The organism is Enterocloster citroniae (genome assembly GCF_040545455.1).
Lineage (GTDB): Bacteria > Bacillota > Clostridia > Lachnospirales > Lachnospiraceae > Enterocloster > Enterocloster citroniae.
This window is the reverse complement of the sequence record NZ_JBEPLZ010000001.1, coordinates 429109-448018: the sequence shown is the minus strand read 5'-3', so window position 1 is coordinate 448018 and position 18910 is coordinate 429109. Positions and strand designations below refer to the sequence as shown.

At 47.1% G+C, this 18910-nt stretch carries 15 protein-coding genes and 3 pseudogenes; all 18 read left to right on the top strand.

Annotation, left to right across the window (positions count from 1 at the left end; all coding sequences use genetic code 11):
* The first annotated feature begins 59 nt into the window (after positions 1–59).
* The 18 genes and pseudogenes from ABID13_RS01965 to ABID13_RS01880 all read left to right on the top strand — a co-directional run bounded on the left by ABID13_RS01965 (position 60) and on the right by ABID13_RS01880 (position 18891).
* Positions 60–899, top strand: a complete 840-nt coding sequence (locus tag ABID13_RS01965; RefSeq protein WP_007871437.1) for a YitT family protein — start codon at positions 60–62, stop codon at positions 897–899.
* A gap of 264 nt (positions 900–1163) precedes the next feature.
* On the top strand, positions 1164–2276 hold the full coding sequence (locus ABID13_RS01960) for an ABC transporter ATP-binding protein (RefSeq protein ID WP_045093755.1): 1113 nt from the start codon (positions 1164–1166) through the stop codon (positions 2274–2276).
* Between the two features lie 141 nt (positions 2277–2417).
* Complete coding sequence (locus tag ABID13_RS01955) at positions 2418–3506, top strand: PucR family transcriptional regulator (protein ID WP_007871433.1); 1089 nt, start codon at positions 2418–2420, stop codon at positions 3504–3506.
* A gap of 13 nt (positions 3507–3519) precedes the next feature.
* The gene (ftsE, locus tag ABID13_RS01950; protein WP_007871431.1) at positions 3520–4200 is read left to right on the top strand and encodes a cell division ATP-binding protein FtsE; all 681 of its coding nucleotides are present in this window, start codon (positions 3520–3522) and stop codon (positions 4198–4200) included.
* 93 nt (positions 4201–4293) lie between these two features.
* On the top strand, positions 4294–5202 hold the full coding sequence (ftsX, locus tag ABID13_RS01945; RefSeq protein ID WP_007871428.1) for a permease-like cell division protein FtsX: 909 nt from the start codon (positions 4294–4296) through the stop codon (positions 5200–5202).
* 27 nt (positions 5203–5229) lie between these two features.
* Positions 5230–6438: a murein hydrolase activator EnvC family protein gene (locus tag ABID13_RS01940; RefSeq protein WP_045093757.1), complete on the top strand. Its 1209-nt coding sequence runs from the start codon at positions 5230–5232 to the stop codon at positions 6436–6438.
* 85 nt (positions 6439–6523) lie between these two features.
* Positions 6524–7978 (top strand): S41 family peptidase, encoded by a 1455-nt coding sequence (locus ABID13_RS01935; RefSeq protein WP_048930553.1) that lies wholly within the window; start codon positions 6524–6526, stop codon positions 7976–7978.
* Between the two features lie 241 nt (positions 7979–8219).
* Entirely contained in the window at positions 8220–9506 is a 1287-nt protein-coding gene (locus ABID13_RS01930; RefSeq protein WP_045093759.1) for a four-carbon acid sugar kinase family protein, read from the top strand.
* An 84-nt stretch (positions 9507–9590) separates the two neighbouring features.
* Positions 9591–10598, top strand: a complete 1008-nt coding sequence (gene pdxA, locus ABID13_RS01925) for a 4-hydroxythreonine-4-phosphate dehydrogenase PdxA (protein ID WP_045093760.1) — start codon at positions 9591–9593, stop codon at positions 10596–10598.
* A gap of 126 nt (positions 10599–10724) precedes the next feature.
* Positions 10725–11489 carry a DeoR/GlpR family DNA-binding transcription regulator gene (locus ABID13_RS01920; protein WP_007871419.1) on the top strand — a complete coding sequence of 255 codons (765 nt, stop codon included), beginning with the start codon at positions 10725–10727 and terminating at the stop codon, positions 11487–11489.
* 173 nt (positions 11490–11662) lie between these two features.
* Positions 11663–12556 (top strand): NAD(P)/FAD-dependent oxidoreductase, encoded by an 894-nt coding sequence (locus tag ABID13_RS01915; protein WP_045093761.1) that lies wholly within the window; start codon positions 11663–11665, stop codon positions 12554–12556.
* 395 nt (positions 12557–12951) lie between these two features.
* Positions 12952–13171, top strand: a pseudogene (locus ABID13_RS01910) (chromosome partitioning protein ParB); the annotation flags it as partial.
* A 132-nt stretch (positions 13172–13303) separates the two neighbouring features.
* A pseudogene (locus ABID13_RS01905) lies at positions 13304–13452 on the top strand (DUF3795 domain-containing protein); the annotation flags it as partial.
* Positions 13444–13632, top strand: a pseudogene (locus tag ABID13_RS01900) (VOC family protein); the annotation flags it as partial. The pseudogenes ABID13_RS01905 and ABID13_RS01900, both read left to right, overlap by 9 nt.
* A 326-nt stretch (positions 13633–13958) precedes the next feature.
* Complete coding sequence (gene vanR, locus ABID13_RS01895; protein WP_045093762.1) at positions 13959–14666, top strand: VanR-ABDEGLN family response regulator transcription factor; 708 nt, start codon at positions 13959–13961, stop codon at positions 14664–14666.
* Complete coding sequence (locus ABID13_RS01890; protein WP_007871406.1) at positions 14653–15801, top strand: sensor histidine kinase; 1149 nt, start codon at positions 14653–14655, stop codon at positions 15799–15801. The genes vanR and ABID13_RS01890 overlap by 14 nt, the downstream gene beginning before the upstream one ends.
* Before the next feature lie 327 nt (positions 15802–16128).
* Positions 16129–18258 carry an ABC transporter substrate-binding protein gene (locus ABID13_RS01885; protein ID WP_048930555.1) on the top strand — a complete coding sequence of 710 codons (2130 nt, stop codon included), beginning with the start codon at positions 16129–16131 and terminating at the stop codon, positions 18256–18258.
* Positions 18259–18291: 33 nt separating this feature from the next.
* Positions 18292–18891, top strand: coding sequence for a hypothetical protein (locus ABID13_RS01880; protein WP_007871401.1), 600 nt, complete (start codon positions 18292–18294; stop codon positions 18889–18891).
* Positions 18892–18910 lie beyond the last annotated feature (19 nt).

Sequence of the window (18910 nt, the reverse complement as noted above, 5' to 3'; positions counted from 1 at the left end):
AGTCCCCTTTTTATGGTGGCTGCCTTATGTTTGACTGAAATGGAAAGGAAGTTGGGGTTATGAACAGGAGAAGTGTGGCTGGGGATTATGGCCTGATCGTGGTGGGGACGTTTCTTATTGGATTTGCTATTAAAAGTATTTATGATCCGGTCAGTATGGTAACAGGAGGTGTGTCCGGCCTGGCCATCATTGCCAAGGAACTGTGGTCCGTACCGCTATGGCTGACCAATACCCTTCTCAATATCCCGCTGTTTGCAGCGGGGCTGTATGTCATGGGCTGGAAGTTCATCAAACGCACCCTGTTTTCAACCGTGATGCTGTCCGTATCCCTTTATGTGCTGCCTGAGGCTTCCTATATGGGCAATGACATCCTTTTGTCAGCCCTCTTTGGCGGTATCATAAGCGGCGTGGGGACAGGCATGGTATTTCTGGCCAGTTGTACCACCGGGGGCACGGATATGCTGGCAGCATTGATGCAGAAGCGGATGAAGCATTATACGCTGGCGCAGATCATGCAGGTGCTGGACGGGATCATTGTGCTGGCGGGTGCAACGGTGTTTGGCATTCCCACAGCTCTCTATGCCCTGATCGCCATTTTCTGTGTGTCCAAGGTGACGGACGGCCTGATCGAAGGCCTTAAGTTCTCCAAACAGGCATATATCATCTCCGACAGCTACAGGGAAATCGCGGACGCGATCCTGGAGCGGATGGGGAGAGGGGTTACAAGCCTGGAGGCAAGGGGGATGTACTCCAATGAGGAGAAAAAGATGCTGTTCTGCGTGGTTTCCAAGAAGGAGATCGTAAAAATAAGAGAGATCGTGTCTGAATTTGACGCAAGAGCATTTGTCATTGTGAGTGATGCAAGGGAGGTTTTTGGCGAAGGTTTTATTGAATATTGACACTGATTAACATAATAAACAAATTTTTAACGGGAATTATTGGAATACTTTGTGATTTACAGCACTTTTTTTTTTTCGTATACAAATTAGCTAAATCCCAAAATTGTATTTTGTTGATTTACAATATGGATTCCTCAGAGGGTTTCATGTATGATATTAACAGTTACAAATGATGCTTCTGCACCGGGAAAACCCAGCAGAAACAGGCATTTTACCACGTTTTTTTACATGCAAGCAAAGCGAATTTTAGGAGGAAAGAACAGAATGGCTAGTTTATTGCTGAAGAATGTAACCAAGAAATATCCCAACGGTTTTGTTGCAGTTAAGGATTTTAACCTGACGATCGAAGACAAGGAATTTATCATTTTCGTTGGCCCTTCAGGATGTGGTAAGTCCACCACCCTGCGTATGATCGCTGGTCTGGAGGACATCTCTTCCGGTGAACTGTATATCGATGATAAGTTGGTAAATGATGTTGAGCCAAAGGACAGAGACATTGCAATGGTATTCCAGAACTACGCCCTGTATCCACATATGTCCGTATACGATAACATGGCGTTTGGACTGAAACTGAGAAAGACACCAAAGGCTGAGATCGATGAAAAGGTACACAACGCAGCCAGGATCCTTGATCTGGAGCATCTGTTAGACCGTAAGCCGAAGGCTCTTTCCGGCGGCCAGAGACAGCGTGTGGCCATGGGACGTGCCATTGTCCGCAGCCCCAAAGTATTCCTGATGGACGAGCCGCTGTCCAACCTGGACGCAAAGCTGAGAGGCCAGATGCGCGTAGAGATTTCCAAACTGCACCAGAGACTGGAAACCACCATTATTTACGTAACACATGACCAGACAGAGGCCATGACACTGGGAACACGGATCGTTGTTATGAAGGACGGTGTTGTTCAGCAGGTAGACAGCCCACAGAACCTGTATGATAAGCCATGCAACAAGTTCGTGGCAGGATTTATCGGAGCTCCTCAGATGAATATGATCGAGGCAGTGGTTGGAAAGTCCGGTTCCGATATTACATTGACATTCGGAGAGCACACCGTGGCACTTCCGGAAGGAAAGGCAAAGAAGCTGGAGGGAGCGGGATATGTAGGAAAGACAGTTGTCCTGGGAATCCGTCCTGAGGATCTTCATGATGAGGAATCCTTCCTGGCCATGTCACCAAAGAGCGTGTTTGACGCAACCGTACGTGTATACGAGATGTTAGGCTCCGAGGTACTGCTGTATTTTGATATTGAAGATGCTGACTTTACTGCAAAAGTAAATCCGCGTACCACCGCAAGACCTGGGGATACAATCCAGCTGGCCATGGATTTAGAGAAGATCCATGTGTTTGACAAAGATACCGAACTCGTGATTCTTAACTAGTTTTTATAAAACGTAAATGAAAATTAAGGTAAAAAGGGGCAGGAGAGTGTACAACTCTCTTGCTTTTTTTGTAATTTTGCATTAAAATATGAAAATAGGGATATTAGTTACTCCGAATACGTTTGAAAAGGAGAGTATAGAATGATTTCAAATCAGATACTTCAGACCACATTAGATGGATTAAAAGCAATTACAAGAATTGATTTGGGTATATGCGATACAGAGGGAAAGGTGCTTGCATCCACATTTACGGATGCGGAAGATTCCGAGAGCTCCATCCTGGTATTTGTGGACTCCCCAGCAGACAGCCAGGTAATTCAGGGATACCAGTTTTTTAAGGTGTTTGACGAGCACCAGCTGGAATACATCCTCCTTGCCAAGGGCGCAAGTGATGATGTGTATATGGTAGGGAAGCTGGCTGCATTCCAGATCCAGAACCTTTTGGTTGCATACAAGGAGCGTTTTGATAAGGACAACTTTATCAAGAACCTGCTGCTTGACAATCTGCTTTTAGTGGACATCTACAACAGGGCCAAGAAGCTGCACATTGACACGGATGTTAAGCGTGTGGTATTCATTATTGAGACCCACAACGAGAAGGATGTAAATGCACTGGAGACAGTGAGAAGCCTGTTTGCATCCAAGACAAAGGATTTCATCACCGCCGTGGATGAGAAGAACATCATCCTTGTAAAGGAAGTGCGCCAGGGAGAGTCCTACGGCGAACTGGATAAAACAGCCAATACCATTCTGGACATGCTGAACACAGAGGCCATGACCAAGGTGCGTGTTGCTTATGGAACCACGATCAATGATATAAAGGAAGTTTCACGTTCCTATAAGGAGGCCAAGATGGCTCTGGACGTAGGAAAGATTTTCTATGCCAGCAAGAACGTGATCGCTTATAATAATCTGGGGATCGGCCGTCTGATCTACCAGCTACCCATTCCGCTGTGTAAGATGTTCATCCGCGAAGTGTTTGACGGCAAGTCGCCGGATGACTTTGACGAGGAGACACTTGCAACCATTAACAAATTCTTCGAGAACAGCCTGAACGTGTCTGAGACTTCCAGACAGCTGTATATCCACCGCAACACCCTGGTATACCGTCTGGACAAGCTTCAGAAGAGCACCGGGCTGGACCTGCGTATCTTTGAAGATGCCATAACATTCAAGATTGCACTTATGGTTGCAAAGTATATGAAGTATATGGAGAGCCTGGATTATTAAACCGGAGTGACAGATGATAGAGTTAAGTCGCGTAAGCAAGACCTACGAGACCGGCAGCAAGGCGGTGAAGGACATTTCGCTGACCATTGAGGACGGGGAATTTGTTTTTATCGTGGGCAGAAGCGGTTCCGGCAAGAGCACTCTTATGAAGCTGCTCCTTAAGGAACTGGAACCTACAAAGGGACGTATCGTGGTCAATGATATGGACCTGGGAAAGATGCCGAGAAGGTATATTCCCAAATACCGCAGAAGATTAGGCGTGGTCTTTCAGGATTTCAGACTCCTGAAGGACCGCACTGTGTTTGAGAATGTGGCATTTGCCCAGAGGGTAATCGGAGTGCCCACCCGGGTGATCAAAGAGACCGTGCCTGAGATGCTCAGGCTGGTGGGGCTGTCTTCCAAGTACAAGGCATATCCCAGACAGCTTTCCGGCGGGGAGCAGCAGAGGGTGGCCATTGCCAGGGCACTGATCAACAACCCGGAGGTACTCCTGGCAGATGAGCCCACAGGCAATCTGGACAGCTTCAATACCCACGGGATTATGAAGCTTCTGGAGGAGATCAACCAGAGAGGGACAACGGTGATCGTGGTCACCCACAGTCAGGAGATGGTGGATGAGATGAATAAGCGTGTCATCACCATGGAACGGGGGGCGGTTATCAGTGATGAGGGCGGATATTACAGCGAGTATTAGGGCCTGCTTGAAACAGGTCCTGGTTTGCTGGTGCCGGGGCAGGTAAGCCTGTACCGCAGAGCGCGGATCCGCCGGAAAGGCAAATGAACAGGAATGAGAATCAGTACATTTTGGTATTGCCTGAAACAGGGCATCATAAATATATGCAGAAATATTTTGTTTTCGCTGGCTTCCATAGCGACTATTTCTGCGTGTATTTTTTTATTCTGCCTTTTTTTTGCCCTGGTGGCAAATGTGCAGAATGTGGCAAAGACTGCCCAGACAACGGTGGGGATCACCGTGTTTTTTGATGAGCAGATGCCGGAGGAGCAGATCCTGGCAGCGGGGGACACCATACGCAGCTGGGGCGAGGTGCGGGAGGTAAATTACGTATCCGCTGCCCAGGCATGGGAAAATTTTAAAACGCAGTATTTTGAGGGCATGGAGGAGTTGGCGGAAGGGTTTGCAGATGACAATCCTTTGTCCGGTTCCGCGTCCTATGAGATATTTTTAAATGAACTGGATGATCAGGATGAGGTTGTAAAAAGGCTGGATGCCATGGACGGTGTGCGCAAGGTGCGCTATTCCAGCGCGGCGGTTGCCGGTTTTACAAGCGTGGGCAGGATCATCGGCGCCCTTTCGGTTGTGATCATCGGAGTGCTGCTGGCAGTTGCCGTTTTCCTGATCAGCAACACCATTTCCGTGGCAGCCTCCTTTAGAAGGCGTGAGAATGAGATCATGCGTTATATCGGGGCTACCAACTATATGATACGCGCCCCCTTTGTGGTGGAAGGGGTGCTGTTAGGCGCATTGGGCGCGGCAGTGCCTTTGGCCGGTATGTATTTCCTGTATCAGAGGGCGGTGGTTTATGTGAATGAGCGGTACCAGATGATCACCGGACTTTTTCAGCCCATTGCCCTGGAAGAGATTTTTCCTTATATGGCAGGCGCGGCCGGAGTGCTGGGGATCGGGATCGGTTTTTTTGTCAGCTTTATTACCATCCACAGGCATTTAAAGGTTTAATATTACACACCGGAAAGGGAGAGGACCATGAAAGGAAATGGTTTCATAAAACCGGCGGCAGTTGCCATTGGCCTGGCGCTTGGCGGAATGGCTGCATTTTCCTCCTACGCTACCAGTGTGGAGATCGACAATGCGAAAAAGCAGGTTTCCGCCCTGGAAGAAGAGAAGAAAAAGGTGGAGAGCGCCCTGAATCAGCTGGAGGCCCTGAAGGCCGATACGGCAGCCTATGTAAAGCAGCTGGATAACAATTTGGCCACATTGACAGATGAACTTTCCCAACTGGAAGTCCGGATCGGCGACAAGGAGGCTGAGATCGAAACCGCCAGGGCAGAGCTGGAGGAAGCAAAGGATGTGGAGGAGCACCAGTACAGCACCATGAAGCTGCGTATCAAGTATATGTATGAGAACGGAGAGAGCAGTTTTGTGGATATGGTCATGGAATCAGGCAGCATATCGGAATTGCTGAACCGGTCGGAATACGTGAGCCAGATAGCGGAGTATGACAGGAAGATGCTGCGGCAGTACGCCGAGGCCAAGGATGACGTGGCTGCCAGGGAGAAAAACCTGGAGCAGGAGCGGCAGGGCCTGGTGGAACTCCAGGAGACCACCCAGGCAAAGCAGTCTTCCGTGCAGAAGCTGATGGATTCAAAAAAAGCGGAACTGGACTCCTATAATGCCAAGATCGCATCGGCCCAGACAGAGATAGACCAGTACAATGCGGATATCAAGGCCCAGGAAGACCAGATGAAGCGCATTGAGGCGGAGATGAAGCGCCGGGAAGAAGAAGCCAGGAAAAAAGCAGAGGCGGCCGGCAAAACGTATACAGTACAGAATTTGGGGAATATTAGTTTTAAGTGGCCCTGTCCGTCCAGCAGCCGGATCACATCGAACTTTGGAGACAGGGAGTCGCCTACAGAGGGCGCTTCCAGCAACCATAAAGGGATAGATATCGGCGCGTCTACCGGCGCGGATATCATTGCGGCAGCGGACGGCGAGGTGGTGATCTCTACATACAGCTATTCAGCTGGCAATTATATCATGCTTGACCATGGAGGGGGAGTGAGTACGGTTTACATGCACTGCTCCAAGCTGCTGGTAGGAGTGGGGGAAAAAGTAAAACAGGGCCAGGTGATCGCCAAAGTGGGGTCCACCGGGTATTCCACCGGTTCCCATCTGCACTTTGGGATCCGCTCAGGCGGAACGTATGTGAATCCCCGAAGTTATGTCAGCCCATGATGTATCATAAGTATAGAATAAGACGTGTTTTAAATTCATAGAGCCCGGTACACTGTGCTGGAACGGACAGATAGGAGATTTTAAATTGGATAATCGTGAGTTTGATCAACAAAAAAACATGAATGACCCGGACCGTCAGATGCAGGGGCCGGCTGGTGGAAACAGCGGCTGGCAGCCGGATAACGCAGGTCCGGACTGGCAGTCGGAGGGACCGGATAACAGCCGCCAGGGAAATGGGAAGAACCGTTTCTGGACCGGTGTGCTGGCCGGAGCGCTGGTCACTGCATTTGTGGGATTGATCGTGGTGGGAATGTCTGCGGGCATTTACATTTTCGGAAAAAAGGTGATGAGCCGTCAGCCCGGAACACAGACCGAAGGGCGGGCGCCTGCTATCTCTGACAGCAGCAAGGATAAGGAAGGCGTGGATTTTTCTAGGGTTACGGCTAAGATGGATCTGATCCAGCAGATCATAGGGGAATATTTCCTCTATGAGGAGGATGCGCAGAACGTGGAAGATTTTATCTACCGCGGTATGCTGGCCGGTTTGGATGACCCGTATTCCGTGTATTATACGGAGTCTGATTACAAATCCCTGCAGGACAGCACCAAGGGGACTTATTCCGGTATCGGAGCCATGATCAGCCAGAACAGGACCACGGGGCTGTGTACCATTGTTAGGGTGTTTGAGGGTTCGCCGGCCCTGGAGGCAGGAATGCAGCCGGGGGACATCATCTATAAGGTGGAGGATACTCTGGTTGCCTCAGAGAGCCTGGATGTGCTTGTGAATAACTACATCAAGGGCGAGGAGGGCACACCTGTCAATATTACGGTTTACCGTGCGGATAAAGATGAATATGCGGAGCTTACCATGAAACGGCGCAAGATCGAGGTGCCTACGGTGGAGCACCGGATGATGGAGGACAACATTGGATACATTGCGGTCACGGAGTTTGATGTGATAACAGTGGAGCAGTTTAAGGCAGCTGTGGATGAACTTGAAAAGGATGGAATGAAGGGGCTGATCATTGACCTGAGGAGCAATCCGGGCGGTATTCTGGACGGAGCTGTGAAGATGGCCGATTATCTGCTGCCGGATGATATTTCCAGATATGATAAGGGAGATGGAAAAACCCTGATCGTGTACACGGCCGATAAGAATGAGAAGGGGGATGTGTTCACTGCATCCGACAAACATGAGGTGGATCTCCCGCTGGTGATTCTGGTGAACGGCGATTCAGCAAGTGCGTCTGAAGTCTTTACCGGAGCCATGAAGGACTATAACAGGGCCACCGTGGTTGGGACCACCAGCTACGGCAAGGGAATCGTGCAGAACCTGATTCCTCTGGGGGACGGCTCTGCCATTAAAATCACCACTGCACATTATTATACCCCAAGCGGCTTTGATCTTCACGGAAAAGGAATAGAGCCGGATGTGGAAGTGGAACTGGATGAGAAGCTGAAGACCCAGGCAGTGGTGAAGCCGGAGGAGGATAATCAGATCCAGAAGGCGGTCCAGGTGCTGAAGGATAAGATACAGTAATCATATATAGATAAAGACCATGACCGAAACAAAGGAGCAGACTCCCAAGGGCCTAAACAGCCCCCGGGAGTTTTGTTCGTTTTTTCCGTTTACGATTTTTAAATCCCCGCAAAACGAACAAATCAGGTCAAACCGTTGACTATGGAGGGGTCAGCCATTAGAATGTGGCTATAAACATTGAACAGGGCCCATGGAGTTTATAAGAGGAGAAGAAAAGGATTTTGTCTGAGGAGGTTTTACAATGATAAACACAGTTATAATTGCGGACGATCTGACCGGAGCCAATGACACAGGCGCCATTCTGTCGCAGAATGGATTTAAGGTAGCCACCATACTGAAGACAGGCCATATGGAACAGTTTGAGGATTATGATGTGCTGTGCATCAGTACCAACAGCAGGGGTATCAGCAGGGATGAGGCTTATGACAGGGTACAAAAAACAGCCGCCCTTTTCCCAAAAAGTGATTCCATTCTTTACAGCAAGCGGATTGATTCCACTTTAAGGGGAAATGTAGGAGCGGAGATCGACAGTATCCTGGATTATCTGGGGGAGGATTACAGGGCTGTGGTGGTGGCCTCCTTTCCCGGGTCAGGGCGGACCAGTATTGGTGATATCCTGCTGGTCAACGGAGTTCCTCTTCAGATGACCGAGGCGGCAAATGATCCCACTTCTCCGGTACATACATCCAGGATTACAGAGATCGTAAAGCAGCAGTCCCAATATCCGGTGGGATATATCGGACTGGAACAGGTGGTGGAGAGTTCCGGAAAGCTGCTGGAAGAATTGTTAAAGCAGGCGGAGGAACACAGGATCATTGTGGTGGATGCCCGGACTGCCCGGGATATTGATGCCATTGCAGCCTGCTGCGCGGCCAGCGGATTAAAGATCGCGGCCATTGATCCCGGCTCTTTCACAGCGGCCCTGGCCGGCAATTTGTTCAAACGCAAAAAAGAGGCAATCCAGAAAAAGCTGTTGTGCGGTATTGGCAGCGCCAGCGATCTGACCAGACAGCAGCTGCAGTATCTGAAGAAAAATGCCAACCCACTGGTGGTGAGAATACGGGCAACAGAGTTTTTTGACGAAGACAGGCGCAGGGCGGAAATGGAACGTGTGATGGAGGAAGTGCGGGCAGCAGAGGAATCGCACGGCATTGTGGTCATAACCACCACAGAATCAAAGGACGATGTGGTGGATCTGTCCAAGATAGATGGAGCAAAACATAGTTCCATGAAAGAATGTGCCGGTGTGATCACAGACACCATTGCCCAGGTCCTCTATGACCTGATTGGGGAGATGGACGGCAGGATCGGCGGCGTTTATGCTTCAGGAGGGGATGTGGCAGCGGCATTTTGTGAGAAGCTGGGAATTTCCGGATTCCATGTGAAAGGGGAAGTGATCCCCTTGGCCATTTACTCCAATACCATTGGCGGCAGCCACCAGGGACTGCCCATGATCACAAAAGGCGGTCTGGTGGGAAGGGAGGATACTTTGATGCAGTGTATGGAATATTTTGAGACAGTGGTCTGAGGTTGTGGTAGAATGAAAGTTAATTATGGCAAGCTGTCCTGAACAGCTGCGAATATAGTATATAAAACAGATGGAGGATAAAAGATGAAACCAATCATTGCAATACCAATGGGAGACCCGGCAGGCATCGGTCCGGAGATAGTGGCAAAGGCATTGGCAAGGGAAGAAACATTTCAGTGCGCCAGGTGCGTGGTAGTGGGTGACAAAAAGGTGATGGAACAGGCAATCAGGATCGTGGACCTTCCCATGGCCATCCATGTGGTCAAGGAACCGGGGGAGGGAAGATTTGAGGAACATGTGATCAATCTCATGGACCTTGACAATGTGGATATGGGGCGGCTTAAGCTGGGGGAGATCAGCAGCATGTGCGGTCAGGCCGCGTATGAATATATTGCGGAAAGCATTTCCCTGGCAAATGAGGGAAAGGTGGCGGCCGTGTCCACCACGCCAATCAACAAGGAGTCCCTTAGGGCTGCGGGAGTGCCCTTTATCGGTCATACGGAAATATTCGGGGCGCTTACGGACACGCCGGATCCTTTGACCATGTTTGAGGTGAGGAATATGAGGGTATTTTTCCTCACAAGGCATGTATCCCTGAGAAAGGCATGCGACATGATCACAAAAGAGCGGGTCATGGACTATGTAAAGCGCTGCACCCAGGCACTGCGCCAGCTGGGGGTGGAGGATGGGACCATGGCGATCGCGGGGCTGAATCCCCACAGCGGGGAGCACGGCCTGTTCGGAGATGAGGAGATGGACGCCATCTATCCGGCGGTTGAAGCCTTGCAGGCAGAGGGATATAAGGTGGTGGGACCTGTGGGAGCTGATTCCGTGTTCCATCTGGCGCTTCAGGGAAAGTTCAACAGCGTGCTGTCCCTGTATCACGATCAGGGGCATATTGCCACCAAGACGCTGGACTTTGAACGGACCATTGCCGTGACAGCGGGAATGCCCATATTGCGGACCTCTGTGGACCATGGAACAGCCATGGACATTGCGGGAACAGGGATTGCAAGTGATGTGAGCATGGTGGAGGCAATCAGGCTGGCTGCCAAGTATTCGCCTGCGTTTCTCAGAAAAGATGGAGATTAAGGGAAAGATTTCAACATGACAAATGCCGGACGCGGAATATGCGGCCGGCATTCTGCGTGTGGTATTGACAGCAGCATGGAGAGATAGTACCATTGGTTTAAACAGGTGGAGAAAGGCGGGGACAACATGAGCGCAGCAGAGGAGCGGCAGAACCGGATCGTGGAGCTGGTCAGTGAAAAGGGCAATATACAGGTGGAGCGTCTGGCCGAGATCCTGGATGTGAGCCGGATGACGATCCGGAGGGATCTGGACAAGCTGAAGCAGGAGGGGATCATCGAGCGCCGCCACGGTGCGGCGGTTATCAAGCATGAGGCAACCTATACGGAAAAGATGGTCACCATGATGGAGGAAAAGCAGCAGCTGGCGTCAGCCTGTGCGGCCATGGTAAAGCCCGGGGACACGGTGTTCCTGGATTCCGGTACCACGATCTGCGAGATCGCAAAGCGGATCATGAGCATACCGGACCTGACTGTCATTACAAATGATATTGAGGTGGGATTTCTTCTCCACAGAAGCAATGTGGAGCTGATGATCTGCGGTGGCACGGTACAGAAGGAGACAGGAAGCATATTCGGGACATTTTCCAATCAGATGATGTCCTATATTCATGTGGGGATCGCATTTATGGGGGCAATGTCTATTGATTCCAATTTTAATGTACTCACCCCCACCATGGACAAGGCATCCCTAAAGCGCATGGTTACAAAAAATGCAAACAGAAGTTACCTGGTGGTGGACCATTCCAAATTTAACCGACAGGCCCTGATGAAGATCAACAACCTCCAGGATTATACAGGCGTGGTGACCACAAAGGTGTTTGATGAAAAGGAGCTGGAGCGGATCCAGGAGCGGGATATCCATCTGATCATGGTGGGGGATGGGACGGAATAGACGGCCGCCTGGTTATGAATATAATGTTCGTAATGGGTAAAATCTGAGTATATTGCATATGCTATCAATTAAGGATTCCTGAAATGAAGAAAACTTAAATCAGATTGTAGAATCAATGGAACAGCTATATAAATAAGGCAATATTGTTATGTGTGCAGCAGGAGGATATTCAAATGTATGATATGATTATTATTGGAGCCGGACCAGCCGGTATCAGTGCAGCTATTTATGGAAAAAGCAGAGGAAAAAAGATTCTGATGTTGGAAAAGGGTCAGGTTGGCGGTTTGATTGGAACTGTCTCGACAGTTACGCACTATACGGCAATCATGAAAGAAGAATCTGGTAAGACATTTGCTGAACGTATGAAAGAGCAAGTACTTAGTGCCGGTGTAGAGATTCGCTATGAGAACGTGACAGAAACAAAGTTAATAGGTAAAATTAAGAAAGTCGTTACGGATCAAGAAAGTTATGAATGTAAAACCGTGGTTCTCGCTAATGGTGGTTCTGGCCGTATGTTAGGAATTCCAGGTGAAAGTCTGAAAGGTGTCCGATTAAACGCACCAAAAGATGGTCCTGATTATAAGGGTAAAAATATCTATATCATTGGTGGAGCAGATGGCGCAGTAAAGGAAGCCATTTACCTGGCTGGAATTGCTGGAAAAGTAACAATCGTATGCGTGGAAGATGAACTTGTATGTATACAGGAATTTAAAGATAAGGTTGCCGCACACCATAACATTGAAATCATGCCACATTCAAGTCTCACAGCAGTATATGGCAACGAAATAGTTGAGGAACTTGAATTTACCGACAACAAAACAGGAAATAAACAGATTGTAAAAGATGGAGAGTGCGGAGTATTTGTTTATGCAGGAATTGTTCCGAACACTCAGATCTACACGGAATTGAAGTTAGAACACGGATATATTCCAGTGGATGAATTGATGCAGACAGAAATTCCGGGAGTATTTGCTGCTGGAGATATCTGTGTAAAGAAAGTAAGACAGGTAGCTACAGCAGTTGCTGATGGTGCAATTGCAGGAATACAGGCGGCATCAATGTGTTAATAAAAACAAACGGAAATGCATCCCAGTCGGCGATGGTTAGTGTTTTCAATTCCGAAGAAACTCAATATACCATCTGCCGAACCGGCATCAGGGCAATCTCTTTCAAAAGATACCATATATGTCAAAAAATGAACTGGTGGCTATGGCTGAAGATATGATCGATTAGCTATATCCATTATAGCTAGTACAATTAAGAGGAAAAATAAGAATAGGAAATGGGAATTCCCTACTCTTATTTTTTTGTGCCACGGTAAAAATAAACCGCCTGCTCTGCAGGTGGAGGGAATATCTTCAGATAAAAGCAACTCCTGTGCTAAACTAAATGTAGGTCTGCAAACCACAAATAAAAAGCACAGGAGGTCCAAAATGGACAATAATAGTTTAGCTCATAGTGGATTGCAAGTACCATCTGTCATAACCGCGCCTGTGGAACACATGATGTGGGCTTAATGAGTAATATCATTAAGGAACTGTATGAGTTGGGGCGTTCTGACTGCCCTGTTCCGCGGTATGAAGTTTGGACAGGCATGGCGGCCTGGTGAGGATGTGGTTTTGGCCGAAGAGTCCTCTGATAGCGGGAAAACGCATATTATCTGCACCTTAGGAAATGATTAATAAATTCTTTAGCATTAAATAATACAATCATTCCACAGACCCAGTATAATGTTAGAGGAAATAAGTATGTTGGGACAAGTATAAATTCACTTCAGCTGAATCGGATGCGTGTAAAGGACTTAAGGAGGTATCATGAAAGGATTTAAACGACAGAATCAATTTTTTTCCCTCTGTGGATTAAATTGTGGGCTTTGTCCCATGTTTTTGAATAAAACTGTCCTGGCTGCGGCTGCGGTGAAGGAAACCAGGCATGCAAAATTGCAAGATGCAGCATGGAGCACGGCGATAGCTGGGGTCAACGGGTGATTCGGTTTTACGATTTGGACAGTCATATCGTAGAGGTTGGGGAGGATATGAAAATGGTGCTAAAGCGTTTTCTTGCTTCCGGTATGACAATGGAAGAAATCTCTGTGAAAATGGACGCTTCTGTGGAGGACTTAACAAAACTTATGAACAGCTAAATTCCAGAAAGAAAAAATGGGTTATATATTTATGGAATTTAATAAAAAACCACAGCAATTTAAAAAAGGGAAAATAATACTTTAAAGCAGCTAATATCTCATGGACGAATAGAAAAAATAATAATGGAGCAGATGTTCCGGTCGTCATTGAAAATACCCGCATTCGTAAGGAAATGCAAAAAGGTGAAGTTCACAAATCGTTAATGGCCCAAGTTGATTATGTGATAAAATATGATAGGCATCAAAAGTACTGATAATATTCTTAATCAAGTAAAGTCTATTTGCGGTATAATGTATATGATCTAAACTGAAAGGAGTGTCATGCTTTGCTTGAAAAGATACTTGTTGTTGATGATGAGAAAGAAATTGCGGATCTGATTGAAGTATATCTTCAAAATGAAAATATGGATGTATATAAGTTTTATTCAGGAGAGGAAGCACTTGTCTGTATCGGGAGTACAGACTTTGATTTGGCTATACTGGATATCATGCTTCCGGATATCAGCGGACTTTCGATATGTCAGTCCATACGAAGTAAGGAGTACACATATCCGGTAATTATGCTTACGGCAAAGGATGGAGAGACGGATAAAATTACCGGACTTACGCTTGGTGCAGATGATTATATTACAAAACCGTTTCTGCCTCTTGAGCTGGTAGCAAGGGTAAAGGCCCAGCTTCGCCGTTATAAGAAATATAATGTAGGCTCAGCGGTTCCGGCAGCGGATGAAATCTTTAAATATGCCGGATTAACGATGAACATTAAGACATATGAATGCCGGCTTAATGGAGAGACGCTGTCACTGACTCCTACGGAATTTTCCATACTAAGGATTCTTTTAGAGCGCAAGTGCAGTGTCGTCAGTGCCGAAGAATTATTCCATGAAGTCTGGCAGGAAGAATATTATACCAAGAGTAACAATACGATTACCGTACACATCCGACATCTTCGCGAGAAGATGAAGGATACCGGGGAAAACCCCAGATATATAAAAACGGTATGGGGGGTTGGATATAAAATTGGGGAAATTTAAAAATACAAAATACAACTATTCAAAGCTCGGCCATATTACATTTATCAGAGGATTATGGATTACAGTGGGAGCAGTTGCTGCAGTCTTTGCACTGCGGATGCTGACGCGTGGACATTTGGCAGATGCGATTGTTGGGTGGTTTGCACGCAGTCTTTCAATCAGTGAGAAGGAAGCTGATTTGATATATTTCAAGATAGTGACTGTCAATATGCAGTTTATTCTTGCGTTGGTCATTATCATATTTGTTTTTTTGTTGTTCCACATGCTGTTGGACACATATAAAAGATATTTTGATGAAGTAGTAACAGGGATTGACAAGCTTATGGAGGAAAGGGCGGCGATTTCACTGTCTCCGGAACTGGAGAGTGTGGAGCATAAACTGGCTGACGTAAAGCGGACGCTTGCAGAACGGGCGGATAAGGCTAAGAGGGCAGAGCAGCAGAAGAATGATCTTGTGGTATATCTGGCTCATGATATCAAGACCCCACTGACTTCTGTAATCGGATATCTTAGTCTTTTGGATGAAACACCGGATATGCCTGATGAGGAGAAAGCAAAATATATCCACACCGCATGGGAAAAAGCCAATCGGCTCAGAAACCTGGTGAATGAATTTTTTGAGATCACCCGCAGCCACTCTGAAGCCCTTCCACTTCAAAAGACAAAGGTTGATCTTTACTATATGATTGCACAGATTTCAGATGAATTGTATCCGCAGTTGAATGCATGTGGAAAGATCATAGAGAATCATGTAGATGAGGACATATCTGTATATGGAGATTCTGATAAGCTGGCCAGAGTATTTAATAATATCCTTAAAAATGCCATTTCTTATAGTACGGACAATAGTGTTATCAAAGTATCGGCCAAAGAACTTTCAGAATGGACTGTGATTCAATTTGAAAATGACGGGGAAATTCCGGAGGAAAAGCTCAATGTGATTTTTGATAAATTCTGCCGTTTAAGCAATGCGAGATTAAGCGAAACAGGGGGCTCCGGCCTGGGGCTTGCTATTGCAAAAAATATTATTGTACTGCATGGCGGACAGATAAAGGCTGAAAGCAGTAATGGACGCACTGCTTTCATCATTGAAATCCCATTAGATTCATCCAAAATCCCTGTCACAAAACCTTAGAGATTTGCAACTGAATGAACTAAAACAGTTTGGCTTAGTCGAGAAAAAATCCTACGCCGGTTATCCTCTCAAAGAAGAATATTTTTACAGCATTGCAAGAAAAATCAACCTCATTGTCAATAAAAAAATTGGTAATGAGGTAAAATTTTTGTCAGACAGACGAATGCTGATCATTGCCATATCGCCTTAGGAATTTCTTAATCATTCATTTACCATTCCATAGAAAATCAATTATCTCAAATTAAAAAACTGCCTGCTCATCAATGGTATGCTTAAACTGCCTGATAGAGCAGGCAATATTTATATGAAAGGAGGTAATTTTAGAAAATGGAGGTGGCTATGAGAAAGAAGATAAAACGGATCTTTACAATTCTGGGACCAACAGCAATGATTTTTACCGTAACAGCCTGCGGGAACCGCATGGATACCATGCAGCCTGCTGCTTCCTATGTTGCAGACTTTTTTGATATTCCAGACACCGTGACAGGAATCGAAAGACTTCTGCTCAAAGATGATATGGCCTATCTGTGCTGCCTGGAGGAAGATGGCACGTCCTATTTGGCAGCAATGGATATTGATGACGGCAAGTTTTTGAAACAGAATCTGGATCTGGATGCTTCTGTCTCACTTCTGGATTTTGGCTTTGCCCCGGATAACAGCATCTGGGCGGTTTGCCTGGAACAGACAGGCGGTTATAGTTTAAGGAAATTTGACAACAGTGGTTCACAGGTCCAATCGGTTGACCTGGCAGGTGTGATGGACAGCCCGGTCATATCGGCAGTTGGAAGAGATTTGTTCCTTAGCATTGATATGGAGGGAAATATCTGTGTGGCTGCAAAAGGCGGAAATACGCTGGTCTATCTGTTCGACAACAACGGCAGTTTCTTATTTGCTCTCGATTATGAGGGAAATCTTATGACAACGACAACGACTGCCGAAGGAAAGATTGGTATTTGTGCGACTTCCTCGGACCGTATGAACTATGACCTGCTTACAGTGGACATGGAGAGCCGGGATTGGAGGAAAGATAAAATCTGTCTGGGAGCAACAGCAGGACTGTATGGAGGAGTGAACAAAGATTTCTATCGGTTTGATTCTTCCGTTTTGTATGGGTATGCTGCGGGAGCACAGGAGGGCATCCCTGTCTTTAACTGGTCGGATATGGGACTTGGCACATCAGAAGTTCATCTTGGAGAATGCACGGATGGGCGTTTTGTGGTCCTGGCGGCCTCATCCAATCAGACTGGGGTATTATCGTATGAAATGGCGGTTCTGGCCAAGGGGGAGGATGAGAGGGAGGATTTGAGTATGGTGAGCCTGACTGCGACTCCTGGCATTGTCCAGGCCGTATCCGATTTTAACAAAACAAACGACAGGTATAAGGTTGAGCTGACAGAGTATTTTCCGTATGCACAAAATGTTTCCAACGAGGAATGGGATAATGCCATTTTGAATCTTAATACACGGATCATCTCCGGCGATATGCCGGATATCCTGGATATGAGTAATTTGTCTGTACAGATTTATCTAGGTAAAGGGCTTTTGGAAGATCTCTATCCATATATGGAACATGATCCGGAAATCCGGACAGAGGATTACTTTGAAAATGTCTTTGAAGCTATCAGCCTGGATGGAAAGTTACCTTATCTTACAGACGGAGCAGCCATATCCACTATGCTGGCCGGCGCGGATGTTGTGGATGGAAGCAATGGCTGGACCGTTCAGGATCTGGAAAAGGTCCTTGATACTTACGGAGCCAATTCCATAGACAATCTGTCCGGAGCTTCCTTTTTGAGAGACATGCTTCAGACAGACGGCAGTTTTATTGACTGGAGCCTGGGTAAATGCTCATTTGATTCGCCTGAATTTGTAAAAATGCTGGAATTTGCCGGTAAAATACAGGAAAGCAGCCAGAATGGCTTTGGAGGAATGGAGATAAGTGATACCTATGCAGCAGCCTATGAGACTGTGCTGAGCGTTTACCACATCACCCGGTACAGAAATTACTACAACGGAAACCTGAGATTTCTTGGACTTCCCGGAGGCGGCGGTGAGTACCATGTAATCAAACCGGAAGTGAAGGTTGGAATCTCCTCGTCCAGCACCCGGAAGGAAGGGGCATGGGAATTTGTCAGAACACTATTGACAGAGGAGCATCAGATGTCCTGTATGATGCTTCCGATTCATAAGAGGGCGTTTGATAAGGTCACGCAGGCGGCGGTGGATGGAAAATCTGTCTGGACGTGGATTTACGAAGACGGCAAGGCAACAAAAGAAGATGCGGAGCTGACAAAGCAGCTTTTAAGCAGCGCAGCCTATGTGGAGAATGACAATCAGACACTGGAATCACTGATATTGGAGGAGGCCCGGGAATATTTTTCAGGGGCCAGGAGCGCCCTGGAAGCGGCTGAAAGAATTCAGAGCCGGGCCAGTCTTTATATCAATGAACAAATGTAAAAATTTTATATGCAAAGGAAAGAATTCAAAACGATGAAAAGACAGCTTATGAAAAGAGGAATGATGGGGATATATGCAGCTATCTGCGCGGGGATGCTTTTGGTTACCGGCTGTGCAGGTACGGAGACAAATGCAAAAACGGAAACAGAAAGAATGGAAGCGACAGAGCGACAGGAAAGCAATCCTGTAAATACTGCCGGTAAGGCGGAGAAGGAGGAAGTCCCTGAAAAGCAGGAGGAAGCGGTCCAAAATGATTCACCTCTGCAAAGTCCGGATGATGCCGGGAACGGGGATTCAGATACAATGGATACCTTTGCAGATGCGAATGACATGATGAAGTCTGCTGATTTGAGCGGCACAGCCGGCAAATGCTCGAATACCGGGTGCGTGATTAATACATCACCCTTTGCGGACGGCACTTCATCTTCAGGAGATGGGGGCAGCATGACGGTTACTTATACAGAAGACACAGTATTTCAAAAGGGAACCGTGAAATCGGATGGCAGCAGCTACTCTTTGGAGGACAGTGAAAAAGACAGGATAGGGGACAGTGATTTTGTACTGTGTTTCGGGAAACAGCAGGCGGACGGTTCTTACCTGGCAGACAAAATTATTATGATTGTGTTCAATTAACCTGACAGGAGATGATACA